This is a genomic window from Anoxybacillus sp. ST70, assembly GCF_019553625.1.
In the GTDB taxonomy this organism is placed as follows: domain Bacteria; phylum Bacillota; class Bacilli; order Bacillales; family Anoxybacillaceae; genus Anoxybacillus; species Anoxybacillus gonensis.
On the sequence record NZ_JAHZOF010000002.1, the window covers coordinates 90007 to 103136 of the forward strand.

The 13130-nt window shown below is 41.2% G+C and carries 13 protein-coding genes; 8 read left to right on the plus strand and 5 right to left on the minus strand.

Annotated features, from left to right (window positions below; genetic code table 11):
• Positions 1-93: 93 nt before the first annotated feature.
• A complete protein-coding gene (locus K1I43_RS03630) occupies positions 94-1302 on the plus strand; it encodes an argininosuccinate synthase (protein ID WP_009361533.1) in 1209 nt (402 codons plus the stop codon).
• The gene (gene argH, locus K1I43_RS03635; RefSeq protein WP_019416673.1) at positions 1299-2675 is read left to right on the plus strand and encodes an argininosuccinate lyase; all 1377 of its coding nucleotides are present in this window, start codon (positions 1299-1301) and stop codon (positions 2673-2675) included. Before K1I43_RS03630 ends, argH begins: the two co-directional genes overlap by 4 nt.
• A 12-nt stretch (positions 2676-2687) precedes the next feature.
• Here the strand turns inward: argH and K1I43_RS03640 are convergent, their stop codons facing one another.
• Positions 2688-3140, minus strand: coding sequence for a universal stress protein (locus K1I43_RS03640; RefSeq protein ID WP_009361531.1), 453 nt, complete (start codon positions 3138-3140; stop codon positions 2688-2690).
• Positions 3141-3245: 105 nt separating this feature from the next.
• Between K1I43_RS03640 and K1I43_RS15630 the strand changes: the two genes are divergently transcribed.
• Entirely contained in the window at positions 3246-3374 is a 129-nt protein-coding gene (locus tag K1I43_RS15630) for a hypothetical protein (RefSeq protein WP_009361530.1), read from the plus strand.
• A gap of 99 nt (positions 3375-3473) precedes the next feature.
• Positions 3474-4235, plus strand: a complete 762-nt coding sequence (locus K1I43_RS03645) for an SDR family oxidoreductase (RefSeq protein WP_019416676.1) — start codon at positions 3474-3476, stop codon at positions 4233-4235.
• 17 nt (positions 4236-4252) lie between these two features.
• Here the strand turns inward: K1I43_RS03645 and K1I43_RS03650 are convergent, their stop codons facing one another.
• The gene (locus K1I43_RS03650; RefSeq protein ID WP_009361528.1) at positions 4253-5347 is read right to left on the minus strand and encodes a M24 family metallopeptidase; all 1095 of its coding nucleotides are present in this window, start codon (positions 5345-5347) and stop codon (positions 4253-4255) included.
• Between the two features lie 105 nt (positions 5348-5452).
• Here K1I43_RS03650 and K1I43_RS03655 point away from each other — a divergent pair, with 105 nt between their 5' ends.
• Together K1I43_RS03655 and K1I43_RS03660 are read left to right on the plus strand one after the other, a co-directional pair.
• Positions 5453-6130, plus strand: a complete 678-nt coding sequence (locus K1I43_RS03655) for a metal-dependent hydrolase (protein ID WP_020424500.1) — start codon at positions 5453-5455, stop codon at positions 6128-6130.
• Between the two features lie 73 nt (positions 6131-6203).
• Positions 6204-7514: a CBS domain-containing protein gene (locus K1I43_RS03660; RefSeq protein ID WP_019416679.1), complete on the plus strand. Its 1311-nt coding sequence runs from the start codon at positions 6204-6206 to the stop codon at positions 7512-7514.
• Between the two features lie 16 nt (positions 7515-7530).
• Here K1I43_RS03660 and K1I43_RS03665 read toward each other — a convergent pair whose 3' ends face one another.
• Positions 7531-7830, minus strand: a complete 300-nt coding sequence (locus K1I43_RS03665) for a YtpI family protein (RefSeq protein WP_019416680.1) — start codon at positions 7828-7830, stop codon at positions 7531-7533.
• A 98-nt stretch (positions 7831-7928) separates the two neighbouring features.
• Between K1I43_RS03665 and K1I43_RS03670 the strand changes: the two genes are divergently transcribed.
• On the plus strand, positions 7929-8876 hold the full coding sequence (locus tag K1I43_RS03670) for a DHH family phosphoesterase (RefSeq protein ID WP_019416681.1): 948 nt from the start codon (positions 7929-7931) through the stop codon (positions 8874-8876).
• A gap of 8 nt (positions 8877-8884) precedes the next feature.
• Here the strand turns inward: K1I43_RS03670 and ytrI are convergent, their stop codons facing one another.
• Together ytrI and ytrH are read right to left on the minus strand one after the other, a co-directional pair.
• Complete coding sequence (ytrI, locus tag K1I43_RS03675; RefSeq protein WP_009361523.1) at positions 8885-9385, minus strand: sporulation membrane protein YtrI; 501 nt, start codon at positions 9383-9385, stop codon at positions 8885-8887.
• Positions 9382-9720, minus strand: a complete 339-nt coding sequence (ytrH, locus tag K1I43_RS03680) for a sporulation membrane protein YtrH (RefSeq protein WP_009361522.1) — start codon at positions 9718-9720, stop codon at positions 9382-9384. The genes ytrI and ytrH overlap by 4 nt, the downstream gene beginning before the upstream one ends.
• 113 nt (positions 9721-9833) lie before the next feature.
• On the opposite strand from ytrH, the gene dnaE reads away from it, so the two are divergent.
• Positions 9834-13055, plus strand: a complete 3222-nt coding sequence (gene dnaE, locus K1I43_RS03685) for a DNA polymerase III subunit alpha (RefSeq protein WP_019416683.1) — start codon at positions 9834-9836, stop codon at positions 13053-13055.
• Positions 13056-13130 lie beyond the last annotated feature (75 nt).

Consider the following 13130-nt stretch of genomic DNA (forward strand, 5'->3'; position numbering starts at 1 on the left):
TTGAAAAAAAGAAAAATAGCTGTTACATTATTAATATGCAAAATGAATAAATATTAAATAACAAGTATTTTTATTCTTTAGGGAGGAACGATCATGGCAAAACCAAAAGTAGTGCTCGCTTATTCTGGGGGTTTAGATACATCGGTAGCGATTAAATGGCTACAAGAACAAGGATATGATGTTGTAGCTTGTTGTTTAGATGTCGGAGAAGGAAAAGATTTAGAGTTTGTGAAAGAAAAAGCGTTGAAAGTTGGCGCTGTAAAATCATATATGATTGATGCGAAAGAAGAATTCGCGAATGAATATGCGTTAATTGCTTTACAAGCCCATGCGCTATATGAAGGAAAATATCCGCTCATCTCTGCGTTGTCCCGTCCGTTAATTTCAAAAAAACTCGTTGAAATTGCTGAATTAGAAGGAGCGGTTGCTGTTGCGCACGGCTGCACAGGAAAAGGGAATGACCAAGTGCGTTTTGAGGTATCCATTCAAGCATTAAATCCGAACTTAAAAGTAATTGCACCTGTTCGAGAGTGGAAATGGTCGCGCGAAGAAGAAATTGAATATGCAAAGCAACATCACATTCCGATTCCAATCGATTTAGATAGCCCGTTTTCCATTGATCAAAACTTATGGGGAAGAAGTAACGAATGTGGCATTTTGGAAGATCCGTGGGCAGCACCGCCAGAAGAAGCGTATGAGTTAACAACTGCACTTGAACATACGCCGAATGAACCAGATGTCATTGAAATCGGTTTTGAACAAGGGGTACCGAAAACAATTAACGGAAAATCATATTCGCTTGCAGAGCTCATTTTACAATTAAATGCACTAGCAGGAAAACACGGTGTCGGCCGCATCGATCATGTTGAAAACCGACTCGTTGGCATTAAATCGCGTGAAGTGTACGAATGTCCTGGGGCGATGACGCTAATTAAAGCGCATAAAGAGTTAGAAGACTTAACGCTTGTAAAAGAAGTAGCTCATTTCAAGCCGATTATCGAGCAAAAAATTGCGGAAGTCATTTATAACGGTCTTTGGTTTTCACCACTAAAAGACGCGCTTGTTGCATTTTTAAAAGAAACGCAAAAAAATGTTACAGGCGTTGTACGTGTGAAACTGTTTAAAGGTCATGCGATTGTAGAAGGGAGAAAATCTCCGTTTTCGTTATATGATGAAAAGTTAGCGACATATACAGCAGAAGACGAATTCGATCATCAAGCAGCTGTTGGATTTATTTCTCTATTTGGCTTGCCTACAAAAGTATATAGCATCGTCAATGGAGAAAAGAAGGTGAACGTGTGAAAAAGTTATGGGGGGGACGATTTACAAAAACAGCAGCACAATGGGTCGATGACTTTGGGGCATCGATCCATTTTGATCAACAGCTCGTTGAAGAAGATATCGAAGGAAGTATCGCGCATGTGACGATGCTTGGCGAATGTGGCATTTTACCGAAAGAAGACGTCGCAACGATCAAAAACGGATTAATGAAGCTATTAGAAAAAGCGAAAAAAGGGGAACTTTCTTTTTCTGTTGCTTATGAAGATATTCATTTAAACATTGAAAAAATGTTAATAGATGAAGTTGGTCCTGTCGGTGGTAAGCTTCATACAGGGAGAAGCCGCAACGATCAAGTGGCGACAGATATGCATTTATATTTGCGAAAACGAGTGATTGAGATCGTTGAACTTATTCGTCAGCTGCAGCGCGTGCTTGTTCAAAAGGCGGAACAACATATTGAAACGCTTGTCCCTGGTTATACACACTTGCAACGGGCGCAGCCGATTTCGTTTGCCCATCATCTCATGGCGTACGTATGGATGTTTGAAAGGGATCGCGAACGTTTTACCGAATCGCTCAAACGAATTAACAAATCACCCCTCGGTGCTGGAGCGCTCGCAGGGACAACGTTTCCGATCGATCGCCATTTAACAGCACAACTTCTCGGTTTTGATAGCATATATGAAAATAGTTTAGATGCGGTAAGTGATCGCGATTTTATTATTGAATTTTTAAGCAATAGCTCTATTTTAATGATGCATTTATCTCGTTTTTGTGAAGAGCTCATTCTTTGGTCGAGCCAGGAGTTTCAGTTTATCGAAATGGATGATACGTTTGCGACGGGAAGCAGCATTATGCCACAAAAGAAAAATCCAGATATGGCTGAACTCATTCGCGGGAAAACGGGGCGAGTGTATGGAAACTTAATGGCTTTATTGACCGTTATGAAAGGGCTACCGCTTGCTTACAATAAAGATATGCAAGAAGATAAAGAAGGAATGTTTGATACCGTTCAAACGGTGATCGGCAGCTTAAAAATTTTTGCTGGGATGATTGAAACGATGACAGTCCGCACAGATGTGATGGAAAAAGCAACGAAACAAGATTTTTCAAATGCAACGGAACTAGCTGATTATTTAGCGAAAAAAGGTGTGCCGTTTCGCGAGGCGCATGAAATCGTTGGAAAACTTGTGCTGACATGTATTGAACGAGGTGTTTTTTTAGCTGATTTACCGCTTGATGTGTATCAACAAGCTTCCCCTTTATTTGAGGAAGACATTTATGAAGCGCTGAATCCGTATACAGCTGTCAACCGTCGCACGAGCGCAGGAGGAACAGGGTTTACGGAAGTGAAAAAAGCGATTGAGAAAGCAAAACAAATGATAGAGGCATAAAAGCAAACGCTTTTATGCCTCTGTTTGTTCAGGTGTGCGTACGACGAGTACGTCGCATTTCGCATATCTTGTAATATGTTCGGAAACGCTTCCGATGAAAAATCGTTCCACAGCGCTCATTCCTGTGGCGCCACAAACAATTAAATCTACTTCATATTTCGGAGCGACTTCTTTCGAAATTTTTACTTTTGGGGAACCGTACTCAATATCTGTGACGACTTCTTTCACGCCTGCATCGACTGCTTGCTTTTCGTATGATTGCAACAATTCTTTTGCGAATTTTTCCGCTCGTTCTGCCACTGTTCGATCGTATGCTTCGATCGTCGCGAATGAACGAACGTCGATAATGTGCGAAAGAACGAGTGAAGCATCGTTCCGTTTAGCAATTTCAATTGCTTTTTTAAACGCCCATTCTGCTTCTTTTGAGCCGTCGACTGCTACTAAAATTTTTTTGTACTTGTACATAAACACTCCCCCAATAAAAAATTTTCCTTCCAATTCAAGTATATCATTTTTTGTAAAACAAACACTACGTATTGTCGAAAAATTTATGACGAAAGGGGTAAAACGATGCGTGAAAAGGAACAAAAAGAACAATTGTATTACGATGAAAATGGAGTCGCAGAAGTAACGGAACAAATTACAGATGCATACATTAGCGGGGTTATTGAACAGGAAGATGAACAAAAGAGGCGATGATGCCTCTTTTGTTTCTCTTTGTCATCGAGCATAACATGTGTTTTCCTCCGTCTATTTGTAGTACGATAAACGTAGCAAAGCTTAGATGGAGGGATCATTGTGAGACATGCCATTGTAACAGCAGGAACGAAAGGACTCGGCAAAAAAGTAACGGAACGCTTTTTAGACAAAGGCTATGCTGTCACTGTTCATTACCGAAGCGACATACAAGCTGTTGAAGCGTTGAAAGAAGCGTATCGCCACTGTCATGATCGGCTTCATTTTGTGCAAGGGGATGTGACGAATAAAGAAGATTTAGTTCGTCTCGTAGATGAAGCGTTTGCTACATTCGGTCGCATCGATTATTTAATTCATAATGCAGGCCCTTACATATTTGAACGAAAAAAATTAGCTGATTATACGGATGATGAATGGTATGAAATGATTGAAGGAAATTTAAGTGCGATGTTTCATTTATTTAAGCGAGTTGTACCAATTATGCGGAATCAACGTTTCGGACGCATTGTGACGTACGGTTTTCAAGGGGCGAATCATGCGCCAGGATGGATGTATCGATCAGCGTTTAGCGCAGCAAAAGTGGGGCTTGTCTCATTAACAAAAACGATTGCACTTGAAGAAGCAGAATACGGCATTACAGCGAATATGGTTTGTCCGGGAAATATTATTGGGGAAATGAAAGAAGCAACGATTGCATATGCTCGTCAGATGAAAGACGACATGACGCCAATTGGCCGGTCAGGGACAGGGGAAGATATTGCGCGCGTTGTCGAGTTTTTATGTGATGATCTTTCCGATATGATTACTGGAACAGTCATTGAAGTGACAGGAGGGCTTGATGTTATTCATCGTTATCGAAAATAGGCTGCCAACATGACAGCCTATATGATTTGTAGTTCTTTTGGATATGTCGTTAAAAGAAGCGGTCCTTTGTCGGTCATATAAATGTCATCTTCAATACGTACGCCACCGACGGAAGGAACGTAAATACCAGGCTCAATCGTAAATACCATTCCCGCTTGAAGTGGCATGGTATTTGTTGCGTTCATCGACGGATATTCATGAACATCAATACCGAGCCCATGTCCGATTCGGTGCGGAAAATACGCTCCGTATCCTTCTTGTTCAATTCGTGAACGAGCTGCCTTGTCAATGCTTCCGATGGATGCACCAATTTGACATGCATGAATAGCTTCTTGTTGCGCTTGGAAGACGACGTCGTATATTCGCTTTTGTTGTTCAGTAGGCTTTCCAAATACGACGGTACGCGTAATATCAGAACAGTATCCGTCCAGTACGACACCGAGATCGAACAAAACAAAATCACCCGGTTGGATGCGATTCATTCCTGGAACACCATGAGGATGTGCGCTATTTGTTCCGGTAAGTACCATCGTATCAAACGCCATGGCGCGCACCCCTCGTTTTTTTAATTCGTACTCAATGGTAGCGATGATGTCCAATTCCGTTTTTCCTTCTTTTAAGGCACGGACACCGACATCGACACCGAAATCAGCTAATTCTGCTGCTTGTCGAAGCGTTTGCAACTCTTTTTCATCTTTTGTCATTCGTAGTTCATGAAGCGTATCGGTTAAATCGAAAAACGATGCATGTGAAAAGCATGATTGCAGTTGCTCGAGACGGCTTACCGTCATATGAGATGTTTCAATACCAATTCGTTCCGTTTGTACGTTTCGTCTATTTAGCTCATCGCGCAACATATGCCAAGGATGATGCACATCATCATAGCTGACGATCGTATATGCCCAACCGGCTTGTCTAGCTTGATTGGCATCCATTTCTGGACAGATGAGAAACGGTTCGTCATTCGGGAAGATCACAACGGCTAGTAGTCGTTCATGTGGATTGCTATAAAAGCCGCTAAAATAAAAAACGTTTGCCGTTGATGTAATAAATGCCCATGATCCGTTTGCATCTTTCAGTTTTTGTTGGAGTTTGCTTATTCGCTCCATCATATTCACATCCTTTCTTTTTCAGCTTATCATGGATAAAAAAAGAAGGAAATAGGACAAAGATGAAGAAACAAAATGATGTCAAAAACGAAGAAAGGAGAAAGAAAGATGAAGCTGACTTATCACGGCCATTCTGTCGTTAAAATGGAGACGAACGGAAAAACGATTTTCATTGACCCATTTATTACGGGTAACCCAATGACAGATTTAAAAGCAGAAGACGTTCACGTGGATGTGATTTTATTAACGCATGGTCATAATGATCATGTCGGTGATACCGTTGCATTAGCAAAACGGAACGACGCCCTTGTCATTGCTCCGTATGAATTAGCAACTTATTTAAGCTGGAAAGGTGTTCGTGTTCATCCGATGCATATCGGTGGATCGTTTACGTTTGACTTTGGGAAGGTTAAATTGACGCAAGCGTTTCACGGTTCTAGCTACGTTGAAGAAGACGAAACGATCGTGTACACAGGTATGCCAAGTGGTATTTTGTTTCATGCCGAAGGAAAAACGATTTATCATGCCGGAGATACAGCTTTGTTTTCCGATATGAAGCTCATTGGAGAAATGAATGACATTGATGTGGCATTTTTACCAATCGGAGACAATTTTACAATGGGACCAGAAGATGCGGCTGTTGCAGCGAAATGGTTGAAAGCGAAAATAGTTGTTCCTATTCATTACAATACATTCCCTGTCATTCAACAAGATCCACAACAGTTTGTAGCGATGATTGAGGGAGTCGGTCGCGTCTTACATGTTGGTGAGAGCATTGAACTGTGAAAACGTTCATTGAATGCGATCATGCACACCCTTATAATAAGAGTAAGAAACTGTCGAAAAAGGGTGGGGCAACTTGACGATTACGAAGCACGAACAAATTTTACAATATATTGAAAGCTTACCGGTCGGAGAAAAAATCTCTGTTCGCCAAATTGCTAAAGAAATGGGAGTAAGCGAAGGGACAGCTTATCGGGCTATTAAAGATGCTGAAACAAAAGGGTATGTAAGCACGATTGAGCGAGTCGGAACGATTCGGATTGAACAAAAAAAGAAAGAAAATATTGAAAAGTTGACGTATGCCGAAGTTGTCAATATCGTTGATGGGCAAGTGCTCGGAGGAAAAGAAGGATTACATAAAACGTTAAATAAATTCGTAATCGGTGCGATGAAGCTTGAAGCGATGATGCGATATACGGGGGCAGGAAATTTGTTGATTGTCGGAAACCGAACAAAAGCGCACGAATTAGCGCTTGAAGCAGGAGCGGGCGTTCTCATCACAGGTGGTTTTGATACAGAAGAACATGTAAAAAAACTAGCGGATGAGCGCCAGTTGCCGATTATTTCGACAAGTTATGATACGTTTACGGTTGCGACAATGATTAACCGTGCCATTTATGACCAGTTGATTAAAAAAGAGATTGTTCTCGTTGAAGATATTTTGACGCCATTTGAAAAAACAGCATATTTGTATGTGACAGATCAAGTCGAACGGTGGTATGAGCTCAATCGTGAAACGAAGCATAGTCGTTTTCCGGTCATCGATCAACAATTAAAAGTGCAAGGGATTGTGACTGCAAAAGATGTGATGGGCTATGAGCGTGACGTGCTCATCGAGAAAGTGATGACGAAACATCCGATCACGGTAAGCGGAAAAACGTCAGTCGCTTCTGCTTCGCATATGATGGTGTGGGAAGGAATTGAAGTGTTGCCGGTCGTCGACGAATATAATCGACTGCAAGGAATTATTAGCCGTCAAGACGTATTAAAGGCATTACAAATGGTGCAACGTCAACCGCAAATGGGTGAGACAATCGATGATATTGTCACAACTCAGTTTTTAACTGAAACGGTTGACGGCGTTTTCCGATGCAACATTACTCCACAAATGACGAACCATTTAGGGACGTTATCATATGGGGTATTTACAACAATTGTAACTGAAGCAGCGACCCGTGCGCTTCGCTTACATAAACGAGGTGACCTCGTCGTAGAAAACATCACCATTTATTTTATTAAACCTGTCCAAATTGATAGCGTCATCGACATTAAACCGAAGCTATTAGAAATAGGTCGTAAGTTTGGGAAGGTTGACGTCGAAGTGTTTCATGAAGGGACGCTTGTCGGAAAGGCGTTAATGATGTGTCAGTTGCTTGAACGACAATAAGGCTGCATATAGCAGCCTATTTTAGTTCCTCCGCTTCTTTTACTGCAAGTGGAAAATAGTAGCGATGGGCACGATAACCTCCCCATATGCTTCCTGCACCAACGAAAAGAAAGACGATGCCAACGATAAGGGAGACAGTTGAACGATGAATAAAAAATTGATTGATCGCAAAGAAAAATACAAATGAGCCAAGTGCAATGCTCGATTTGGCACTAATCCATTTGCGCTCCATCGGCCGTTTGCTGCGGAAATATTTGATTTTGTAATACAAATAAAACGAAAGTGAAAAGATGATAAGTATAACAAATATCGGCATAGTCAGTCCTCCAACACAAAAAATCGTTGCGTGATTATTTTACATCTTTTCTAATCATAATAAAATATGTTTTAATGGAGAAAAAAAGGAGAAGTACCATGGAACAAAAGGTTTTGGAAATCATTCGTCATATTCAACAATTTGATACGATTATTATTCACCGTCACGTTCGACCAGATCCTGATGCGTACGGTTCGCAAGGGGGATTAGCAGAGCTTATTAAAGCGTCATTTCCAGAAAAGCACGTCTATACCGTTGGAAAAGATGAACCGTCGCTCGAATTTTTGCGTAAAATGGATGTGATCCCTGATGAAACGTATAACGACGCTCTTGTGATCGTTTGCGATACGGCAAATGAAGAACGAGTATGCGATCAACGTTATAAACTTGGAAAAAAGATTATTAAAATTGATCATCATCCAAATGAAGACCCGTATGGTGACATTTTATGGGTAGATACAAACGCTAGCTCGGTTAGTGAAATGATTTATGAGTTGTATTTAGTCGGAAAGGAACACGGTCTCGTTTTAACGAAAGAAGCAGCTCGACTAATTTACGCAGGAATTGTTGGGGATACAGGTCGTTTTCTTTTCCCAAGCACGAATCCAAAAACATTTAAATATGCAAGCGAATTAGTTGAATACGGATTTTCATTTGTCGATTTGTATGATCAGTTGTATCGTACAAAGCTATCTATTGCGCATTTAAGCGGATATGTGTTGCAAAATTTCGAACTATCCGAACACGGAGTGGCTCATATTATATTAACGAAACAATTATTAAAACAATATGATGCAACACCATCAGAGGCTTCGCAGCTTGTCAGCGTGCTTGGAAATATTGAAGGAATACGAGCATGGGTGTTTTTTGTGGAAGAAGATGATCAAATTCGCGTCCGTCTTCGTTCAAGAGGTCCGATCGTCAACGAAGTTGCAAAAAAATATCGAGGCGGTGGCCATCCACTAGCAGCAGGAGCGTCCATTTATTCGTGGGACGAAGTTGAACACGTGTTGGCAGATTTAAACGAAGTATGTCAGCAACAGTAGAGAGGCCTCTACTGTTGCTTTAATTTTAGTTCAATAGATATATTTGTAAAAAATAAAATCGTTTCGATATGAAGATTGTACGTACGATTGTCGATCACGTATGTTTTATTTTCAATCGCTTTTTTTAGTAGCTCCTTACTTTTATATACTGTTTCAATATCTTTCGCTGTGATATGTTGAATATCTTTTTTTATATCTTCTTCAATTCGAAACGCTGTGTACGTATCGATGCCGTATGATTGTGCGTTAATGACTTTGACATCAATTGATTGAATCGTTAGTCGTTTTTTATTTTCTTTATTTAGTTCGATGTAATCTTGTTGCCAAATGTTTAAATCGTGTTTCAACTGGGCGATGATTTCTCGTTGTACGTTGAGCTGGCGAACTTGTTTTTCTTGTAAAATACCGAAAATTTGTAAAAAAACGATCCAACTAATGATTGCTCCGATGGCCGCTCCAGCAAAAAAACGTTGCCATCCTGGATCGCGTGTATACGGTGGGACTCTCATGCGCCATGCTCCTGTGTAAACCAGCGAATAAACGTCATACCTGTTTGTGCGCCGCCCGTGGCTGATAAAATGAGTAAAAATTGCTTAATGACATCTCGTGTTTCTCCTTGGAAAAATCCACGTTCAACGCTATAAAACGTATCAAACGTGCCTCCGATCGCTGCAATCAAAGCCCAAATTTTTAAACTGCTTGCAAAACGATACATCATTGTGAGCGGTGGTTCTCCAGATAAAAAAGCTCCAAATCCACCGATGAACGCCCCTCCAACTAACACACCTAAAGCGATGAAATAGCTTTGAATAAAAGCAGGCAAAAACGCTGTTTTCATCTCCATCTGGCTCACTCCTTCTGTATACTATGTATATGGGACAAACAAGCAAGGTATGTTTTGCTTTTCAACATATATAGTGAATATAATAGGAAAAAATAGAAAAGGTGGGAGACACATTGTCGTTTATCCATCTACAAGTGCGAAGTGGTTATAGCTTATTAAGTAGCACAGTGAAAATTGAGGAGCTCGTTATGCGGGCGCGTGAACTTCAATTTTCAGCAGTTGCGTTAACGGATGAAAACGTCTTGTATGGGGTAATTCCGTTTTATAAGGCGTGTCAAGCGCACGGAATCAAACCGATTATCGGCATGATTGCGACAGTATTTGATGAGCACGGGCATACAGATCAACTGGTGCTGTTGGCGAAAAATAACGACGGGTATCGTCAACTTGTCCATATTGCTACAGCCATTCAATTAAATGACGGAAAGGGTATCTCTTTATGTGACTTATCCCGCTACACGAGCGAATTAATCGGTATGACAAGCGGGGTACATGGGCGAGTGGAGCAGCATTTGCTGAACGGAGAAATTGATCAAGCAGAAACGCTTGTGCACACGTACGCGAAGCTATTTCAACGCGGCGATTTTTATATAAATGTGCAGCGACATGGCTTACAAGAACAAGAAGATTTATTGCCGCTACTTTTTGAACATAGTAAACGATGGAACATGCCGCTCGTGGCGACAAACGATGTACGCTACATGTATAAAGAAGATGCTCTTGCTTTTGAATGTTTACTTGCGATGAAACACGGAAAGAAAATGGCTGACCCGAACCGTCCACGCTTTTTAACGAATGAATACCATTTCAAAAGCGCTGACGAAATGATCTCATTATTTTCAATGTATCGTGAAGCCGTTGAGGAGACGGTGCGCATTGCCCAGCGATGTCATGTGACGTTTGAGGCTAAAAAATGGTTTATGCCGCGCTATCCTGTTCCATCGGGGAAAACGGCTGACGAATATTTGCAAACGTGGTGTTGGGAGCAATTCACGAAACGTTTTCCTGATCAGCCAGAAGCATATGTCGCTCGGTTACAATATGAACTGCAAATTATTCAACAGATGAATTTTAGTGACTATTTTTTAATTGTTGCTGATTTCATGCGTTTTGCGCGTGAACGAGGAATATTGACAGGACCGGGACGTGGATCAGCTGCAGGTTCGCTCGTTGCTTACATACTCGGAATTACACAAGTGGACCCATTACAATACGGGCTTTTGTTTGAACGTTTTTTAAACCCAGCTCGTCTGTCACTTCCAGATATTGATATTGATTTTCCCGATCATCGTCGCGAAGAAGTGATTCGTTATATTGAACAAACATATGGAAAAGATCATGTTGCGCAAATTATTACGTTTGGGACATTTGGAACACGCTCAGCCATTCGTGAAGTCGGTCGTGTGTTTGAAGTAGATGAACAAGAAATGGAGCAAACGTTAGCTACGGGACGATTGGATCGTACACGTCCATGGCATAGCGTCGTACAACGGATTGAAGGCTTGCCAAAGCATACATCTATTCATGCGGCTGGTATAGTCATTAGTCCATGCCCGTTAACAGACATCGTCCCCCTTCAAGCCGGACAAACGACAACGTATGTGACGCAATATGCGATGGATGCACTTGAGCAAATCGGATTATTGAAATTTGATTTACTTGCCCTCAAAAATTTAACGATGGTTGAACAAATGATTCATAGCGTTGAACAGCGGACAGGCCATCGTTTACGTTTTGAAAACATGCCGCTCGATGACGAACAAACGTATGCGCTTTTCAGTCAAGGGGATACTTTTGGTGTGTTTCAGCTTGAGTCAGAAGGAATGAAGCGGGTGTTGCGCGAATTACAACCGACAACGTTTGAAGATATTGTAGCAGTAAACGCTTTATTTCGACCGGGACCGATGGAACAAATTCCAACATATATTTCCCGAAAACATGGGCGTGAGCCGATCGTTTACATGCATGATGATTTGCAATCGATTTTGCAATCAACATATGGAGTCATCGTGTATCAAGAACAAATTATGAAAATTGCTGAACAAATGGCACGCTTTTCGTTAGCAGAAGCCGATTTGTTACGTCGCGCAATAAGTAAAAAAGACGTTGGACAAATGGAAAAAGAGAAACAACGTTTTATTGAAGGGTGCATGCAAAATGGGTACGCTGCCCATATGGCAAACGAATTGTATGAGCTCATCGTTCGTTTTGCTGGTTATGGGTTTAACAGAAGCCATGCAGTAGCATATAGCTATATCGCATATATGCTTGCATATATCAAAGCGCATTATCCGCTCGATTTTTACGCTGTTTTATTAACAAATGTCATCGGACAAAAAGAAAAGATGATGCAATGTGTGCACGAACTTCGCAAAAAACGAATACGTTTGCTCCCTCCTTCCATCGGACGAAGTGAAGGGCATTTTACCGTTGATGGAAACGATATTCGTTTTGGATTGTTAGCGATTAAACAAGTAAGCTCCGCCTTTGTTAAACAAATAATTCGGGAGCGTCAAAGACAACCATTTTCCGATTTTTTTGATTTCGTTTCGCGACTACGTATCGAGCCTTCACAAAGAAAGATCGTCGAAGCGCTTATTTTTTCCGGCTGTTTTGACGAATTTCGTGTGGAGCGTGCAACCCTTTATGCAAGTATTGACGTGGCGCTTGAACATGCCGAGTTTCTCACCTCTGATCTCGGCGTACGACCAAAATATGTTCATGCTGAACCGTTATCGCTCAGCGATCAATTGAAATACGAAAAGCAATGGCTTAACGTCTACGTTTCCCCTCATCCGGTTGAATCATTTGCCCATTTTTATTCAATGTGGGGAGCAAAACGTATGTACGAATGGGAAATAGAGAAAGCGAATGTTGGCAAAGTAATCGCATACGTTGAGGAGGTGACGAAAAAGCGGACAAAAAAAGGGGAAGAAATGGCGTTTGTGACGATTTGTGACGATAGCGATGAATGGTATGCGATCGCATTTCCAGCAGTTTATAGCCGATTTCATTCTTTATTGCAACAAGGAAGCGTGTTGTATATGGAAGGAAAAATAGAACAGCGATCGAATGGCTGGCATCTCATTGTACAACAAGTAAGGAAGCCGGTATGTGTTTATGTGAAAATTGATGAACAGCATGCGTCACCAGTTGTATTGCAGCAGTTAAAAGAAGTGTTAATCGCTCATCGCGGATATGCACCTGTCATTTTGTACTATGAAGCAGAACGAAAAAAAGTGCAGCTTTCTTATGAATATGCTGTGTCTCCGCACGATGAGTGCATTCATCAGCTAACGGCATTGCTAGGGGATGGGAATGTCGTTGTGAAATAAAAATGCTTTACTATTTTTCATTTTTATTATATTTTTATAGAAGTTAAGTGGTCAGACCAGTGGCCGCTTGTTAGG

Coding starts and splice junctions, on each gene's coding strand:
- K1I43_RS03650 (WP_009361528.1), bottom strand. CDS start 5,347: ATGATGGAGCGAATAAGCAAACTCCAACAAAAACTGAAAGATGCAAAC.
- K1I43_RS03665 (WP_019416680.1), bottom strand. CDS start 7,830: ATGCCGATATTTGTTATACTTATCATCTTTTCACTTTCGTTTTATTTG.
- K1I43_RS03630 (WP_009361533.1), top strand. CDS start 94: ATGGCAAAACCAAAAGTAGTGCTCGCTTATTCTGGGGGTTTAGATACA.
- K1I43_RS03655 (WP_020424500.1), top strand. CDS start 5,453: ATGAAGCTGACTTATCACGGCCATTCTGTCGTTAAAATGGAGACGAAC.
- K1I43_RS03640 (WP_009361531.1), bottom strand. CDS start 3,140: ATGTACAAGTACAAAAAAATTTTAGTAGCAGTCGACGGCTCAAAAGAA.
- K1I43_RS15630 (WP_009361530.1), top strand. CDS start 3,246: ATGCGTGAAAAGGAACAAAAAGAACAATTGTATTACGATGAAAATGGA.
- ytrH (WP_009361522.1), bottom strand. CDS start 9,720: ATGGAGATGAAAACAGCGTTTTTGCCTGCTTTTATTCAAAGCTATTTC.
- K1I43_RS03670 (WP_019416681.1), top strand. CDS start 7,929: ATGGAACAAAAGGTTTTGGAAATCATTCGTCATATTCAACAATTTGAT.
- ytrI (WP_009361523.1), bottom strand. CDS start 9,385: ATGAGAGTCCCACCGTATACACGCGATCCAGGATGGCAACGTTTTTTT.